General features: G+C 50.6%; 14 protein-coding genes and 1 tRNA gene. 7 read left to right on the top strand and 8 right to left on the bottom strand.

Annotated features, from left to right (window positions below):
• Window positions 1-13: 13 nt before the first annotated feature.
• Together H8B09_RS25455 and H8B09_RS25450 are read right to left on the bottom strand one after the other, a co-directional pair.
• Window positions 14-835 carry a carbohydrate ABC transporter permease gene (locus H8B09_RS25455; protein ID WP_191206391.1) on the bottom strand — a complete coding sequence of 274 codons (822 nt, stop codon included), beginning with the start codon at window positions 833-835 and terminating at the stop codon, window positions 14-16.
• Window positions 832-1,794, bottom strand: coding sequence for a carbohydrate ABC transporter permease (locus H8B09_RS25450; RefSeq protein ID WP_191206390.1), 963 nt, complete (start codon window positions 1,792-1,794; stop codon window positions 832-834). Before H8B09_RS25450 ends, H8B09_RS25455 begins: the two co-directional genes overlap by 4 nt.
• A 425-nt stretch (window positions 1,795-2,219) precedes the next feature.
• Between H8B09_RS25450 and nirB the strand changes: the two genes are divergently transcribed.
• Window positions 2,220-4,994 carry a nitrite reductase large subunit NirB gene (gene nirB / locus H8B09_RS25445; protein WP_191206389.1) on the top strand — a complete coding sequence of 925 codons (2,775 nt, stop codon included), beginning with the start codon at window positions 2,220-2,222 and terminating at the stop codon, window positions 4,992-4,994.
• Window positions 4,995-5,044: 50 nt separating this feature from the next.
• Here nirB and H8B09_RS25440 read toward each other — a convergent pair whose 3' ends face one another.
• The 3 genes from H8B09_RS25440 to H8B09_RS25430 form a co-directional block, all read right to left on the bottom strand.
• Complete coding sequence (locus H8B09_RS25440) at window positions 5,045-5,755, bottom strand: DUF421 domain-containing protein (RefSeq protein ID WP_191206388.1); 711 nt, start codon at window positions 5,753-5,755, stop codon at window positions 5,045-5,047.
• Window positions 5,756-6,653: 898 nt separating this feature from the next.
• Entirely contained in the window at window positions 6,654-7,019 is a 366-nt protein-coding gene (locus H8B09_RS25435) for a FlxA-like family protein (RefSeq protein ID WP_191206387.1), read from the bottom strand.
• A 203-nt stretch (window positions 7,020-7,222) separates the two neighbouring features.
• Window positions 7,223-7,299, bottom strand: a tRNA-Arg gene (locus tag H8B09_RS25430).
• Between the two features lie 158 nt (window positions 7,300-7,457).
• Between H8B09_RS25430 and H8B09_RS25425 the strand changes: the two genes are divergently transcribed.
• From H8B09_RS25425 to H8B09_RS25415, 3 genes are all read left to right on the top strand, one after another.
• A complete protein-coding gene (locus H8B09_RS25425) occupies window positions 7,458-7,859 on the top strand; it encodes a GntR family transcriptional regulator (protein WP_191206386.1) in 402 nt (133 codons plus the stop codon).
• Window positions 7,859-9,079 (top strand): DUF1648 domain-containing protein, encoded by a 1,221-nt coding sequence (locus tag H8B09_RS25420; RefSeq protein WP_191206385.1) that lies wholly within the window; start codon window positions 7,859-7,861, stop codon window positions 9,077-9,079. The genes H8B09_RS25425 and H8B09_RS25420 overlap by 1 nt, the downstream gene beginning before the upstream one ends.
• Window positions 9,080-9,253: 174 nt before the next feature.
• Complete coding sequence (locus tag H8B09_RS25415) at window positions 9,254-9,448, top strand: aspartyl-phosphate phosphatase Spo0E family protein (protein WP_191206384.1); 195 nt, start codon at window positions 9,254-9,256, stop codon at window positions 9,446-9,448.
• Between the two features lie 15 nt (window positions 9,449-9,463).
• On the opposite strand, the gene tadA is transcribed toward H8B09_RS25415, so the two are convergent.
• Window positions 9,464-9,949, bottom strand: a complete 486-nt coding sequence (gene tadA, locus H8B09_RS25410) for a tRNA adenosine(34) deaminase TadA (RefSeq protein ID WP_191206438.1) — start codon at window positions 9,947-9,949, stop codon at window positions 9,464-9,466.
• A 429-nt stretch (window positions 9,950-10,378) separates the two neighbouring features.
• Between tadA and H8B09_RS25405 the strand changes: the two genes are divergently transcribed.
• From H8B09_RS25405 to rluF, 3 genes are all read left to right on the top strand, one after another.
• Window positions 10,379-12,199 (top strand): PAS domain S-box protein, encoded by a 1,821-nt coding sequence (locus H8B09_RS25405; RefSeq protein ID WP_191206383.1) that lies wholly within the window; start codon window positions 10,379-10,381, stop codon window positions 12,197-12,199.
• A gap of 109 nt (window positions 12,200-12,308) precedes the next feature.
• Window positions 12,309-13,097, top strand: coding sequence for an NAD-dependent epimerase/dehydratase family protein (locus H8B09_RS25400; RefSeq protein ID WP_318152762.1), 789 nt, complete (start codon window positions 12,309-12,311; stop codon window positions 13,095-13,097).
• A 6-nt stretch (window positions 13,098-13,103) separates the two neighbouring features.
• Window positions 13,104-13,808 (top strand): 23S rRNA pseudouridine(2604) synthase RluF, encoded by a 705-nt coding sequence (rluF, locus tag H8B09_RS25395; protein WP_191206382.1) that lies wholly within the window; start codon window positions 13,104-13,106, stop codon window positions 13,806-13,808.
• A gap of 70 nt (window positions 13,809-13,878) precedes the next feature.
• Here rluF and H8B09_RS25390 read toward each other — a convergent pair whose 3' ends face one another.
• On the bottom strand, window positions 13,879-14,730 hold the full coding sequence (locus H8B09_RS25390; RefSeq protein WP_191206381.1) for a flagellar motor protein MotB: 852 nt from the start codon (window positions 14,728-14,730) through the stop codon (window positions 13,879-13,881).
• Window positions 14,717-15,517 (bottom strand): flagellar motor stator protein MotA, encoded by an 801-nt coding sequence (motA, locus tag H8B09_RS25385; protein ID WP_191206380.1) that lies wholly within the window; start codon window positions 15,515-15,517, stop codon window positions 14,717-14,719. Before motA ends, H8B09_RS25390 begins: the two co-directional genes overlap by 14 nt.
• Between the last annotated feature and the right edge of the window lie 203 nt (window positions 15,518-15,720).

The raw sequence follows: 15,720 nt of genomic DNA, 5'->3' as shown, positions 1-15,720 counted from the left end.
GAAGAAGGTTGTCCTAACCCTTCAAAGCGCCAACGGTCATGCCGCGGACCAATTGCTTAAGCCCAAGCGCCAGCATGAGCAGCGATGGCAGAATAACAAGTACGATGCCTGAGAACACAAGGTTCCACTGCGTCGTCTCCTGGTGCTGCAGCATGCCAATGCCAATCTGTACGGTTCGCATTTGGTCGCTATTCGTGATGAGAAGCGGCCATAAGTAGGAATTCCACATATGAAGGAAAGAATAGACGGCGAGTGTTCCTAGTGCTGGCCGCGACAGCGGAATAACATGCGATAGAAAGATTCGGACGTGTCCGCAGCCATCCATGCGCGCCGCTTCGAACAATTCCATCGGAAGCTGCAGGAAAAACTGACGTAACAGGAACGTCCCGAACGAGGCGGCTAAGAATGGGACGATCAAGCCTTGATACGAATCTAGCCAGTCCCATCCACGAATGGTCAGGTAGTTCGGGATGATCGTCACTTCCCACGGAATCATCATCGTCGCCATAAAAGCGGCGAATAGCAGGTTCTTGCCTTTGAAGTTCATACGTGCGAACGCATAAGCGGCCATGCTGGAGGTCACGAGTTGACCAAGCATAACGACGATGGAGACGAGGAACGTGTTCTTGATGAAAGCCGCGATAGGGACGAGATCGAATACATCTACGAAGTTGCGAAAGTTCAAATGGTGTGGAACGACGTGCGGCGGGTACGAGCTTGCTTCACCCATCGACATGAGCGAGGTGGCGAAGGCGTATAGCACCGGGTATATCACCGCAAGCGCAAGGATGGCGAGTACGATATAGTGAACGGACGCTGTAATCTGACGCCTCATTGATAATGCACCTTCTTCTCCGCCCATTTGAACTGCACCAGCGTAAGGATAATGATGATGATGAACAGCACCAGTGCTTGTGCGCTGCCTGTTCCGAAGCGGAAGTTCTCGAATGCTTCCTGATAGATCGAGAAGACGAGCACATTCGTGCTGTTCATCGGACCGCCATGAGTCAGAATGTTGATCTGCCCGAAGGCTTGGAACGAGCTGATGATAGAGACGATCACAAGGAAGAACAGCGTTGGCGATAACAGCGGCAGCAGAATGCGGACAAACAGCCGAAGCGGGCCGGCGCCGTCGATTGCTGCGCTCTCGCGGATTTCATCCGGGATGCCGCGAAGGCCGCTGGATAGAATGATGTAGTTAAAGCCGAGATTCATCCACACGGTCATGAGCGATACGGAGAGCAGCGCCCACTTAGGATCGACCAGCCAGTTAATCGGCGACATATGCAGCAAGCTAAGAAAATAGTTGAACATGCCGAGACTGGGATGAAATAAGAACATCCAGATAACGGACGATGAGCCGACAGAAAGTACGACAGGAAGCGAGTAAGCAAATTGGAAGAGGGTAAGGCCTTTGCGCTTACCATTCGATAAGGCAGCCAGAAGCAAGGCAACAAGGATGCTCGTGGGCACAGTCAGCAGAGCGAAATATAACGTGATCTTCAGTCCATGAAGGAAGAAGTCGTTCTTAACGAGGTAGATGAAGTTATCAAGTCCGACGAAGCCATTTACGCGACCGGTCAGGTCGGTGGAGTGAAGGCTTAGATAGACGGATTGGATCATGGGATAAAAGAAGAAGATCCCGAACAAGATTAGCGACGGGCCTAGGAAAACGTAGGCGAGCAGATTCTCGCGCCATTTTAACCCGCTTAAGGTACCCGTTCCACGCAATAGAGCGATGCGCTGGCTTACTTTTTCACGAGGAAGGTTCAACGTATCATCCAGGCCGTTCATCCGAATGCTCCTTTCAAGATGAGAGTCAGTGGGTCGTGATGTCGAGGGATGTCCCAACTCACTGTATCCTGCTAGTGTAATCTGGAAGTTTTTCCTGCATTAAGTATCTGTTAAGAGGAAGTGTGCGGGGAGAGGACGAATATGAAAAATAGGACGTTTCTGTTAGAGACGTTTAGAAAGATTGTTAACTTGATTTGCAAGATTCGCGACTTATTGCTTATTGGATGGATGATTCAATTTTCAGAAAATGTCTTATTATCGTCTTGTAGTATCGTTGTAGCGTTTGGTCTGCTTTGTTATGTTAGGGCAAGAGATCATGCATTTCTAAATAATCTGTAACTTATATCACAGCTGCAGTTGTTGCTTACAATTAGAATGATAGAAACAGAGAGATGAACAAGCACGATCTTTAGGAGGGGAAAGGCATGAATGCACAGGAACGCGAGCGTTTAGTTGTCATTGGTAATGGTATGGCAGGGATTAACACAGTAGAAAATATGTTGAAGCTCTCACCCCATACTTTTCAGATCACTGTTTTCGGCAGCGAGCCCTATCCGAACTATAATCGTATTCAACTATCTTATGTTCTTGAGAAGAGTAAAGCAGTGGAGGATATCATTCTTAACGATTGGGATTGGTATCGTAACAACGGGATCGAATTATTCACCGGCACTACGGTCACAGCTATTGATACAGTAGGCAAGAGGGTTATTGCAGATAACGGAATGGAAGTTCCATACGATAAACTGATTATCGCGACGGGTTCAAAGCCTTTCATGCTGCCGGTTCCAGGCGTGGACAAGGAAGGTATCGTTGGCTTCCGGGATATAGCCGACTGCGAGCTTATGCTTCGCACCGCGAATGAATATAAGAAAGCGGCCGTCATCGGTGGTGGCCTGCTCGGTCTTGAAGCAGCGAAAGGTCTGTTGAAGCTGGGCATGGACGTTACCGTGGTTCACCTCTTCGAGGATTTAATGGAACGGCAATTGGATCATACGGCTTCCCATATGCTGCAGGTTGAGCTTGAAAGCCAAGGCTTGAAATTCGCAACAGGTAGAAAGACGGTAGAGTTCCTCGGAAAGGACCGCGTATCGGGACTGAAGTTCAGCGACGGTACGGAGCTTGATGCAGAATTCGTCGTTATGGCGGCAGGCATTCAGCCGAATGTCCAGCTGGCTAAAGCGGCAGGGATTGAAGTGAAACGCGGAATCGTCGTAGACGATTACATGCGTACTTCGGTACCGGATGTATTCGCAGTTGGCGAATGTAACGAGCATCGCGGAATATGCTACGGCTTAGTCGCGCCGCTGTTCGAGCAGGGAGCAGTGCTGGCCAAATATCTATGCGGAGCGGAAACCAAGCCGTATGAAGGAACTGTCGTTTCCACGCAGCTGAAAATTTCGGGCGTTGATGTTTTCTCCGCTGGTGAGTTTCAGGATGCCGCAGACCTTGCTGTCGTACGGATGCACGACGAATGGCGTAGGGTCTATAAGAAGATTTTGCTTCGCGAAGGCCGAATCGTCGGGGGTGTGCTGGTCGGTGACGGCAAAGAGGCTACGCGTCTTCAGCAGTGGATCCGCACGGGTACCGTCATGACGGAGGATATCCACGGTAGGCTCATGGGCGCAACTGTAACGGAGACCGGCAACTCGGTAGCGGAGCTGCGAGACGAAGAAATCGTATGCGGCTGTAACGGGGTAACGAAGAAACACATCGTTGATGCGATCAATGAGCATGGTTTGACGACGGTAGAGGAAATCAAAGTCACAACAGGGGCGTCGCGTTCTTGCGGTGGCTGCCGCCCGGTCGTTGAACAAATCCTGCAATATGTGCTCGGCGACAAGTATGATTCGGCTGCAGCGAAGAAGGAAGGCATCTGCGGCTGCACGACGCTGAGCAGGGACGAGGTTGTAAGGAACATTAAAGAGAAGGGCCTTATTACTTCGAAAGAAGTGCGATATGCACTCGGTTGGAGCAATGAAGAGGGCTGCTCGAAATGCCGTCCTGCACTCAATTATTATCTAGGCATGATATGGCCGACCGAACATGCGGAGGAGCGGGATGCACGTTTCGTTAACGAACGGATGCACGCTAATATTCAGAAGGACGGTACGTTTGGCGTCGTTCCACGGATGTATGGCGGCGTAACGACACCGGAGGATCTTCGCCTTATTGCGGACGTCGCGGTTAAGTACAACGTTAAGCTCGTCAAGGTAACCGGCGGTCAACGGCTTGACCTGCTGGGGATCAAACGGGACGACCTGCCGAAAGTGTGGGAAGAGCTTGGTATGCCGTCCGGGTATGCTTACGCCAAAGCATTACGCACCGTGAAAACATGCGTCGGCTCGCAATTCTGCCGATTCGGGACGAAGGACTCGATGGGCATGGGCATTCTACTGGAGAAGAAGTTCGAACGGCTCGACATGCCAGCGAAATTCAAAATGGCCGTCAATGGCTGCCCGCGCAACTGCGCCGAGTCCTCAACCAAAGATATTGGCATCGTCGGCAACGAAGGCGCATGGGAGATCTACGTCGGAGGTAATGGCGGCATCAAGGCGCGCCTTGCAGAGCTGCTGTGCAAGGTAACGACGGACGAAGAGCTTCTCGAGATCGTATCTGCCTTTATGCAGTATTATCGCGAGACGGGCAAGTATCTGGAGCGGACGTCGGATTGGATCGAGCGAGTTGGGATGAAGACGGTCATCCAGAACGTGGTTGAGGACGTGGAGCAGCGCAAACAGCTCGCCGAACGGATGGAGCTTGCACTGGGTCAGGTGAAAGAGCCGTGGAAAGATATTCTCGACAATTCGAAGCTGCGGGAGCGTCTATTCGAGAACAGCCAAAGCGCGGCCGGTGCTGTCGACGAGAAAGACTTCCATTACTACTCGGTTGGAACGCTGGAGCAGTATACAGAGCGGTTAGGCCGAGTCGCCCGGCTGGAAGGGCAAGAGATTGCCGTATTCCGAACTTCGGAAGGCAACGTATATGCGCTTGAGAATAGAAGCCCTGGACCTCGTGGCGGTACAATCGTAGAAGGCATCGTATCGGGCGACATCCTGTTCGATCCAATCTGCGATTGGAGGATCGGTCTGACGGACGGCCAAGTGCAGGCCCCGGATAAGGGCCAGGTTCGGACATATCCTGTTCGAGTGAAAGACGGCGAGGTGTTCATCGGGATTCGTGCGGGTGTAGTGAATTAGTTCGTAGTTAGGGTTTGAGGAGAACCGCGAAGCTCTAAGCTCGCGGTTCTTTATTCTTGATCGACCGGATGTTGGATTCGATCCTCATAGGAATCGAAAAATAAATGCCCATTCGAGCTTATTACGGCGTAGTTGACCGAATCCAACGCCAGCCCTCTTACTTTTGCCTGCGATACGAGCCATTCTTTCGTAATGCCGTTTTGCTGGAAATTGTCCTCAATAGTTTTACCGTCCATAATTAGCTCGATTGGGAACGATGTTCTGGGACCGGCAGGTATATTCATGTCCTTACGCGTTACAGGCAGATATTCTGGCTTTCTCAGCACCGAGACTCGTCCGTTCAGTTCGAGCACCGCATAATGGACTTCCTCTATATTAAAAATGAATTTCTCCCTTAGCTCCTGATTAAGCGTATCCAGCGTAATTTTCAGCTTTCGCATGTTACTCTCCATTATCTTGCCATCCTGAATCAGAATCGTAGGCTGACCGGAGATCCATTTGCGAAGCGGTCGGCTGCGCAGCGCTACTATCATAAGCAAAAAGGCAATGCCGCCGAACATAAGGAATGCCGTTAGCAGCTGCCGCAGACTAATCGTTGTATTAAAAGCAATATTAGCCGTAAATGCGCCTAACGTAATTGCTGCTACGAAATCATGATAGGTCATTTGGGAGATTGTCGATTTGCCCAGTATGCGGGCAATCACCATCATGATAAGAAAGGCTAAGATTGTTCTTAGGCCTGTTAATATAATATGATCCATCATCAATCTCTCCCTGTAATGCGATTAATCGGTTCATCTAGGCTAACTCTATCAAGTATAGCCAGATGTGGATTAAGATAAACGAGAGCGATATAGACTTTGAATGAAAAACTGCGAAAAACGTGGAAAAACCGCGATAGCATGACTATTTTGCGCCTAAATCACGTTCTACAGAATATTCTGAATATTTACACAAATGATAGAATCGTATATTCTTAAGTCAGCAACACGAACCACACAACCTACAAGAAAGGCTTCGATCAACAAGATTGAGCAACAATAATAGGAACAGAAGTAACAGAAACAAAGAAGCAAGTGAAGCAAGTGAAGCAAGAGAGACAAGCGAAGCAATGGAAGTATCAAACCTCGAAACAGAAAGGGGATAGTCCATTGTACTAGGTGAGCGAAGCGTGTTACGCATAAAGTTAAGCAAAAGAAACCAAAGGAGAAAGGGAAGCAAGTGAGACAAGTGAGCAATGGAAGTATCAAACCTCGGACGGAAAGGGGATAGTCCATTGGACCAGGTGAGGCGAAGCATGTTACGCATAAAGCTAAGCGAACATGCGGGTATCAATGAAGCACAGCGATTTATCAAAGGTAGGGTATCACAGATTGCTTGAAGGGATGAGATTCCACCTAACTACGAATGCGTTAACCCATCTGCTACATGAATTTTAAGATTCAAATAGAAGGGCGAGGATAACGGCATTATGAAGAAATGGAGCGCGAACAATTGAATAGTTACGATACGCGACAATAAGGGTTCCGGTTATCATGGATAAGCGGGACTCTTATTTTTGTGCGTATACATACCCCGAAACAAAAAGAACCGCACCATAGTACGGTTCTTGAATCTTCATTATATGGCACGCCCGATACGATTCGAACGGGCACATCCCTATACGCGATAATCGATCGTTCTATCGGAGTTCGCCACGGGGCCGACGTTCAAGCGGCCGCCTAGGGAGCTTGTCCCTTTCTGTGCTTCATTCTTCTCGCTTTCGCTCGTTCTGCTGCCGGCTGCGTTATTCTTAGCGGCAACTGCCCGTTTTTGCGCAATTTGCTGCTCCAACAGCTGCATTTGTTGTTCCAACTGCTTAATTTTCTCGCTCTTCGTTTTCTCATCGTCCTTGCTTTGGCGTTCCTTGGATATTTCTTGTTGAAGCTCGGTTTTCTGCTTTTCTAGAGCCGCTGCTTCGGATGAAGAAGAGTTGGACGTACTTGCTGTACTCGTGCCGCTGCTTGATACACCGGAAATATTCATCGTGATGCTCCTCACTTTGTGGATGATAGGCAATACTTTACATACACAAGTAAGTATAGAATAGGTTAGACCATCAAGCCTGAATGCCTGCTGAATAGATGCTGAATAAAAAAGGGTCAAGTCTCGGTCCTGCTAAAGTCCGACTTGGCATTTGCCCAATAAAACAAAAAAACCTTGCCTAGGCAAGGTTAATAGTAAAAGTATGGCGCGCCCGATACGATTCGAACGTACGACCTGCAGTTTAGGAAACTGTCGCTCTATCCTGCTGAGCTACGGGCGCGCAGTACTTCATATTTTACCATGGACAGCCTGTACGGCGCAACTTCATAGCATTTGACTAGTTGGGATAGGCTGACAGCTATTTACTTATTCATGCCCAACTGTTATATTAGATATATAACACATACAATAAACAATACAGTAAGGAGATGTCCGCCTATGTTTGTTCGGATCGATCTGGAGTCGGACGTACCGATCTATACACAGCTTACGAATCAGATCATGGAAGGGATCGCCACGGGAGAGCTCCAGCCGGGAGAGGCGTTGCCTTCGGTGCGGTCTCTCGCAGCAGATCTTGGGATTAATCTGCACACGGTAAACAAAGCCTATACGATATTGAAGGACAGCGGGTTCATCCAGATTCATCGGCAAAAAGGGGCCGTCGTGCAATCCGGCGGCATGCCGCCTGCCGACGACGCGTATAAGGAGCGGTTAGCGGAGGCGCTGCGGCCGATGGCAGCAGAGTCGCTGGGCCGCGGGATGTCATTGGAGGATTGGCTGACGATCTGTCGCGCCTCCTTCGAGCAGTTGAAAGCTAAGCGTGAAGGGAGACCTATCTAATGAACAATATGACACAATGGATCATTAATCTTGTACCATTCCTGCTCGTTGCGGTGGCACTCATCTCGACGCCGTACGCATCGCTGCGGACGCCATTCGGCGTATCGGTTCCGGCGGATGAACGTCATCATCCGGCGATTCGTGCGCTGCGTAAGTCTTATGCGCTTATGATATCCGCCGCCGCCGTTGTTGCAGCTCTGATTGTTGCGCTGCTCGGCAGTACAGGCGTAGTTGAGGGCACAAATAAGCAGTCGCTGCTTGGCGTAGGTGCAACACTGCTTCTGATGCTTGTAGGCTTCGCGATCTTCGTCTGGTACCATCGTCGGATGCTGACACTGAAGGAGCAAGAGGGCTGGCAGAAACGCATGAACAACCGTTATGCTGCGGCGCAGCTTTCTTTTCACAATAGTCCAGTCACTTATGGTATCGTCTGGTTTATCCCTCATCTAGTCGTTATTGCGGCATGCGCTTTTATCGCTGTACTGTCGTATGATTCCTTGCCGGATGTCATTCCGACGCACTTCGATTGGGATGGAACGGTGACGGATTGGAGCGAGAAAACATGGGGTTCCGTCCTCTCTCTGAACATCATTCAGTTGATAATGACTGTTATTATGGTGTTCGTGAATTGGACGATTCGTTGGAGCCGTGCTTCGCTTGACCCGAATAAACCGGAGCAGTCCGCACAGGCCGAGCGCAAATATCGCCGCAGCACGTCGCTCTTCATTCTTGTATTCAGCTTCCTGCTTATTCTGATGATGGGCTGGGTTCAAGCGATCTCTTTGTATGAACGCAGGATGGAGGGCAGTATGGTGATCGTCAGCATGCTGCCGCTGATCGTGGCGGGCGTATGGATGGTGTGGTTGTTCCGAATGAACCGCGAACGGAGCCAATTCGATCGGATCAGCCGCGACCAGGACCGGCACTGGAAATTAGGAACTTTGTACTGGAATCCGGAAGACCCAGCTATATTCGTCGAGAAAAGGTCGGGGATCGGCTGGACGATCAATTTTGCCAGACCATCCGCTTGGTTGGTTCTGTTCGGACCGATTATTCTTATTGCACTTGTTCCACTCATTGACTCCAACATTATGGTGCGGAAATCGACTGGACTTGGCTGGAGATTTGACTACACACAGGTAGGAACCTGGGTGGTGCTTGCACTAATTGTCATACTAGTTGCGGGAGTCTTGTTGATGAGACGTTTTCGGGGGCGTTAATACCAGAAAGGGTGAAAAGAACTAATTCATTCATACATTTGTCGAAAAATATGAGGGTTTTTCCCAAAATATTCGACAGATTCCAACACACGATCTTCATATCGTTCGTTATAATGAGTTAGATACTAACACCAGAGTGGTCGGAACGATAGGAGCGAGCCTAGAGCGTGTGTCATGAATAAGAATGAACTGCTCACCCAACTTCAAGCGCTCCGTCTGAAGCTTAATGCAATGGCTGAAGAGCGGGGGAATTTGACGGACCCGGAAGTACTTGCTGTCAGTGAAGAAGCTGACCGTATCATTCTTGTTTTGCAGCAAATGCATATGAAGGGCAGATCATGCGCGGCCTCGCCGCGCAACTCTGTATGATAGCTGCGGCTGTCGCTATCCGCGTTTATTGCGAAGTCGTCTGAAGAATGCTGTTAATAAAGTAGCACACTCCTCTTGCATTATCCCGCTAGTGAGCTCCGTTTCGTGATTGAAACGGGGCTCTTGCAGCAGGTTCATCAATGTTCCTGCGCATCCTGCCTTCGGATCATGCGTTCCATATACAACCCGTTTCACCCGCGATTGCACAATCGCGCCTGCACACATCGGACAAGGCTCGAGCGTTACGTATAACGTACAGTCGAGCAGACGCCAAGCCTCGATACGCTGACTTGCCTCCCGTATAGCTATCATCTCTGCATGGGCGGTTGCATCATGCCCGGTTTCTCTCAAATTATAGCCGCGTCCAATAACCTCGTCATTTCGTACAATAACTGCACCAATGGGCACCTCGCCAATGGCTTCTGCTTTACGGGCCTCTTCTATAGCTTCGGCCATCCAACGCCGATCCTCTTCTCGTTCAAACCGCTGCTCACGATCCATTACTTCCACTATTGATTCACCTCGCCTATATTGTAACCCGAAAATAGTTCCCCTGACGAGCCAAACACATTTCGACGAGCTGTAAGTGTCGAACAAAATCGAATTATGCCACGAACAAACATTCGTTGTTAACACCGTGTGCATAGTTATGTGGATAACTGGGGATGAATCCATTGAGTTGTCCACTAATTCATCCACAACTTGTTCATATTTGTGGGTAACTTTGTGGATAATGTGCGTAAGATGTGAGTAATGGCCCTTTTTTACACAATCTATACACACAATAACTGAGGATAACCGGAATGGCTCGTGAACGAAAGGGGCTGTTAGGCAAGTCGCTTTCATTTGATGGAAAATATGGTATGATGCAAATATAGAGAATAATAGCGAAAATGAGCGAAAAACCGAAAATAAAGGATGTGTCGTGCTGTGTCGGTCAAGCAAAAACTGACGCTGATCATCGCCGGTATCATATTCGTCCTTCTTGCCGCACATTTGGTTCATCTTCGGGTGACGTCTACTAATAACTTGAAGGAAGAAGCCTCTCTCTATCTGGAGGATGTATCAGCAAGGTTGTCAGATGAAGCTAGTTTACAGAATTACATAACCTCGGTGGGAACGCCGCACAGTCTTGTTGTGGATGATGTAATGGAGATGAGCGCGTTCCGAATAGTGGATAAGCAGCCTGTGCTTATCTATGGAACATTCAAGCTGAGCCGGGGACATGATGAGTTAGATCGAGTCCAGCAGGCGGTGCAGTCGACAGAGATGTCGCAGGACATTCGGCTAAGTGATGGAACGCATGTCATGATTTTTTATAGAAAGCTCGACTTCGCGGAACCGACGGTTGTGCGCACGGTACTGGATCTGAAGAGTGTGGATACGCTAGTGCGTAAGCAGATGACCGAGCAGATCATTCTCTCGGCAATCATGCTCGTCTTCATGACACTAATAGCGTACCTGCTGATGGGACGCGTGTTCCGGCCGCTGGACAAGATCGTCTGGAAGATCGGGAAGCTGTCGAATGCGCAGTTCGATGATATAATTCCAGTCCAAGGACGAGACGAGTTCGGGCAGCTATCTCTTCAGATGAATAATATGTCCAAGAACATCAGCGTTTATATGAATAAACTCAAATTCGCTTTTGAAGAAAACCGTGCAATGAAAGATCACCTGGAATCGTTCATCAATCATACAACGGATGCGATTCATGTCGTTGATTTGAACGGCCGCGTCTTATCGGTCAATCATGCCTTCACCCAGATGTTCGGCTATAAGGAATCGGAGGCAGTCGGATATAACTTACGGCTAGTTCCTGCCGAGCTGGAGCAGGAGGAGCAGAAGGCGAGGGAAGCTGTACTGGCTGGCAAGGTGCTCCCGCCGATAGAGTCTGCGCGCGTGACGAAGAATGGCGATCGGCTCGCCGTCAGCGTGACAACCTCGCCGATTCGCGATGCTGCAGGCACCGTCCGTGCGATTGCGAGCATTACAAGAGATATGACGAGTCGTAACAAAATGGAAGAGCTGCTCAGACGGTCGGAGAAGCTGACGACGGTCGGCCAGCTTGCCGCAGGCGTTGCGCATGAGATTCGTAACCCGCTGACCACGCTGAAGGGCTTCCTGCAGCTGCAGCGGCAGACGAATAAGCTGAACATCAACCATGTCGAGATGATGATGGCGGAGCTGGATCGGATTAACCTCATAGTCGGGGAGTTCCTCATTCTCGCGAAACCGCAGGCGACGAAGTTCGAAATTAAGGATATTCGCTATATTATGGGCGATGTGCTGTCGCTGCTGGATAGTCAGGCGCATCTTCATGGTATCGTGTTCAAGCATGAGTGTCCGGAAGACCCATGCTATATCTCATGCGAGGAGAATCAGCTGAAACAGGTATTTATCAATTTGCTCAAAAATGCGATGGAATCCATGCCTCGGGGAGGAACGATTTCCATTATAGGTGGCAGGGGGGACAATCGCGAAGCGATATACACGATTACCGATGAGGGCTGCGGCATACCAGAAGAGATGATTCGGAAGCTGGGCGATCCTTTCGTTACGGGGAAGGAGTCTGGCACAGGCCTTGGCATCATGGTCAGTCAGCGAATTATTCAGAGCCATCGCGGCACGCTGGAGTTCAAGAGCCGGCTTGAAGTCGGTACTGTCGTAACGATCAAGCTCCCTTGCGGGGACTCCATCATTGAGATGCAAGCTGAGAACGAGGCGATGGAAGCGATGCAGCAAATCTCCTAGGAGTGTCCGTACATCCGACTCGAGTCTCGATTGACGAGCCGAAATCAGGTACAATAGACGTTACAGATCGTTATAATTGAATGCGGCATATGAAGGATGGGATCGGCACGTGGTGGAACGGAATCAATCGCGATCCGCTCCTGCAATGGAGTATCGGGCGCTGCTGGTCGGCGCTACGGGCCTGGTGGGCAGCGCGCTGCTTAGAAGATTGCTGGCGGAGCCGAGCTGCGTCAGCTTAACCGTATTGGCACGACGGCCGCTGGACGGTGCATCCGGACGAATCGTTGCGGCAGCAGGAACGAGCTCAGGCAAGCTGCGGGTTATTGTCGCCGATTTCGATCGGATGTACGAGGCGTTGTCCGATGTGGAAGCAGACGTCGTCTATTGTGCGCTTGGTACGACCATCCGGAAGGCGAAGACGAAGGAAGCGTTCCGCAAGGTCGATCTCGATTATCCGCTTGTGTTGGGCGAATGGGCGAAAGCCCAGCAGGCACGCAAGTATGTAGCTGTAACTGCGATGGGCGCTTCGACGACGTCGCCGTTTTTCTACAGCAGGGTGAAGGGAGAACTCGAGGAGGAGCTGGCAGAGTTGAAGCTGCCGGAGCTGCACTTGTTCCGTCCCTCGCTGCTGCTCGGCAAACGGCAGGAGGTGCGTCTTGGCGAGCGGGTTGGCGCTTGGGCGGCAATCGCCCTGCGTCCGCTCATGCTGGGTGCGCTGAGGCGTTATCGGCCAATTAGCGGCGATAGGGTCGCTGCGGCGATGCTGGTTGCTGGATCACGTGCCGCTGCAGAAGGCGTGTACGTGTACAACTCGGCAGATACGGCTGAGCTTGGCGCTCCATCGCACAGTAATGGCGGCAACATGAACGATAGTACGGATAGCGGCATGATGGGGTGAAGACAAGTGAGAATTAATAAGTTTATAAGCGAGACGGGATTCTGTTCGCGTCGGGAGGCCGACAAGCTCGTCGAAGAGGGCCGAGTCACGATTAACGGCGAGAAGGCTCTGCTTGGCAGCCAGGCAGAACCAGGCGACGATGTTCGCGTGAATGGCAAGCGGGTTGGGGCTTCGAAGCGTCATGTGTATATCGCGCTTAATAAGCCTGTAGGCATCACGAGCACCACGGAGCAGCAGGTGAAGGGCAATATTGTAGATTTCGTCGGACATAAGGAACGGATCTTCCCGATCGGGCGGCTGGACAAAGACTCGGAAGGTCTCATTCTGATGACCAACGATGGTGATATCGTCAATCGGATTCTTCGTTCAGAGGGACGCCACGAGAAGGAGTATATTGTCACAGTAGACAAGGCGGTAACGCCGATGTTCCTGAAGGGAATGAGCGAGGGCGTCCGCATCCTTGGCACAATGACGCTGCCGTGCAAGGTGACGCGCATAGCGGAGCGGATGTTCAAAATCATTCTGACGGAAGGCAAGAATCGTCAGATTCGCCGGATGTGCGAAGTGTTCGGTTACCGCGTGGTACGGCTGAGAAGGCAGCGGATCATGAACATTCATCTGGGCGATCTTGCGATCGGCAGATGGCGCGATTTGCAACGCGATGAGCTGGACGAGCTGTTCCAGACGCTCGATTACCATCCGGCTGACTAACAAGAACAAAGGCTGAACCGTGTATCGCCTACGGGCGATTCGTGGTTCAGCCTTTGTTTTGTTGTGACGGTTATTTCGTGGTCGACGCATCAGCAGTAGCTGCTGTGTTGTTCGTAACCGTGTCGATATCCGTATATTTGCGCATGAGCGATACTTCTACGCGGCGGTTCTTGGAGCGTCCGGTATCCGTCTTATTCGAATCAACCGGACGGTATTCACCGTAGCCGGTCGAGCTGATGAGCGTTGGATCAAGCGACGAGCTCGTAAGCAGAACCTCCATGAAGTTGAGCGCGCGCTGCGAGCTGAGCTCCCAGTTGTTGCGGAATTCGTTGTTCGAGATTGGCTGGTTGTCCGTGTGGCCAGCTACGATGATCTCATAGCCCGGATACTGCTTGAGCATCTTCGAGATTGCCTGGCCCAGTTTCTTGGACTCTGGCTTTAGATTTGCACTGCCAGAAGCGAATAGCGCGTTGTCGCTGATCGTAACGAGCAGCTGCGACTGATTCAGCTTCGTATCGAGCTGGGACGTAAGTCCAGCCGCCTTAATATATTGGTCGAGCTGCTTCTTCAGCTTCTCGAGATCCTCTTGTTCTTTCTTGCGCAGCTTCTCCAGATCATCGTTCTGCTTCTTCGTGGAAGCTTGTGTAATATCCTTTGATTGATCTTTCTGAAGGTCCTGATTATCCCGCCCCGGTGTCGTGGATTGGTCGAGCGTCTTGAAGCCGTCCAATACACCTACGCCGCCGTCAAGCGCCGTATTGAACGCTCGGCTCAGCTCATCGAATCGCTTCGCATCAATCGAGCTCATGGAGAACAGAACGATGAATAGCGCGAGCAGCAGCGTCATGAGGTCGGAATAAGGAAGCAGCCAGGATTCGTCTGCATGCTCCTCGTGATCACTTCCGTGTTTACGCTTTTTCACCGCTGCCTTCCTCCTTCTCCTGCATCTTCGCACGTTCCGTAGGCGTCAGGTAAACCGAAAGCTTCTGGTTAATTGCAATTGTGGACACGCCGCTCTGAATCGACAGCAAGCCTTCCACCATCATCATACGAAGTTCTGTCTCACGCTGAGACAGGCGCTTGAGCTTGTTCGCGATTGGATGCCACATTACGTAACCGGTGAAGATACCGAGCAACGTTGCGATGAACGCGGCGGAGATTGCATGCGACAGCTTCTCCATATCCGTCATGTCCGACAGGGCGGCGATGAGACCAACTACGGCACCGAGTACCCCGAGCGTTGGTGCGTACATGCCGGCTTGGGAGAACATTTGAGCCCCAGCTTTATGGCGCTGCTCCGTTGCGGAGATATCCTCAAGCAGAACGTCGCGGACAAATTCTTGTTCGTTGCCGTCAATGATCATTCGCATGCCGTTGCGCAGGAAGGCATCGTCGATTTCATCGACTTTCGCTTCCAATGCGAGCAGGCCTTCGCGGCGCGTAATCGTTGCCCATTCCATGAACAGACGGATGAGTTCCTCCATTCTAGGAAGGTTCTGAGTCTTGAATGTGATCTTCAGCAGCGTAGGGAACTTCTTCATCTCAGACATTGGGAAGCCGACGAATAGCGAGGCCGCAGTGCCGGCGAAAATGATAACATAAGCCGCCGGGTTATTGACCAGATTGATAATCGGCGCTCCCTTTAGGAACATACCGAATACGAGCGCAGTAAGCCCGAGTCCAAGACCAATACCAGTTGATTTCTCCATAATACACCCCGTCCAGTAATAGAAAGATTCGGCGATGCAAGATGCATCTCTTTTCTATCTATATCGACATGACAGGGGGGAGAAGTTATAGATGACCGTCCCTTTTTGTGGAATCCGCTCGAAACTAATCAGACGCTGTAGAATAGCGATATGATGAAGGGATTAAAAATTGTTTTGCGCTCATAGCTTGGTTGGGAATGAAA

The organism is Paenibacillus terricola (assembly GCF_014779765.1).
Classification (GTDB): Bacteria; Bacillota; Bacilli; order Paenibacillales; family Paenibacillaceae; genus Paenibacillus_T; species Paenibacillus_T terricola.
This window is presented reverse-complemented; position numbering and strand designations above follow the sequence as displayed.

Bases quoted from the DNA above. Each gene is read 5' to 3' on its own strand.
- H8B09_RS25420 (WP_191206385.1), top strand. From the start codon at position 7,859: ATGAACAATATGACACAATGGATCATTAATCTTGTACCATTCCTGCTC.
- tadA (WP_191206438.1), bottom strand. From the start codon at position 9,949: ATGGATCGTGAGCAGCGGTTTGAACGAGAAGAGGATCGGCGTTGGATG.
- H8B09_RS25450 (WP_191206390.1), bottom strand. From the start codon at position 1,794: ATGAACGGCCTGGATGATACGTTGAACCTTCCTCGTGAAAAAGTAAGC.
- H8B09_RS25415 (WP_191206384.1), top strand. From the start codon at position 9,254: ATGAATAAGAATGAACTGCTCACCCAACTTCAAGCGCTCCGTCTGAAG.
- H8B09_RS25440 (WP_191206388.1), bottom strand. From the start codon at position 5,755: ATGGATCATATTATATTAACAGGCCTAAGAACAATCTTAGCCTTTCTT.
- H8B09_RS25455 (WP_191206391.1), bottom strand. From the start codon at position 835: ATGAGGCGTCAGATTACAGCGTCCGTTCACTATATCGTACTCGCCATC.
- nirB (WP_191206389.1), top strand. From the start codon at position 2,220: ATGAATGCACAGGAACGCGAGCGTTTAGTTGTCATTGGTAATGGTATG.
- H8B09_RS25425 (WP_191206386.1), top strand. From the start codon at position 7,458: ATGTTTGTTCGGATCGATCTGGAGTCGGACGTACCGATCTATACACAG.
- motA (WP_191206380.1), bottom strand. From the start codon at position 15,517: ATGGAGAAATCAACTGGTATTGGTCTTGGACTCGGGCTTACTGCGCTC.
- H8B09_RS25435 (WP_191206387.1), bottom strand. From the start codon at position 7,019: ATGAATATTTCCGGTGTATCAAGCAGCGGCACGAGTACAGCAAGTACG.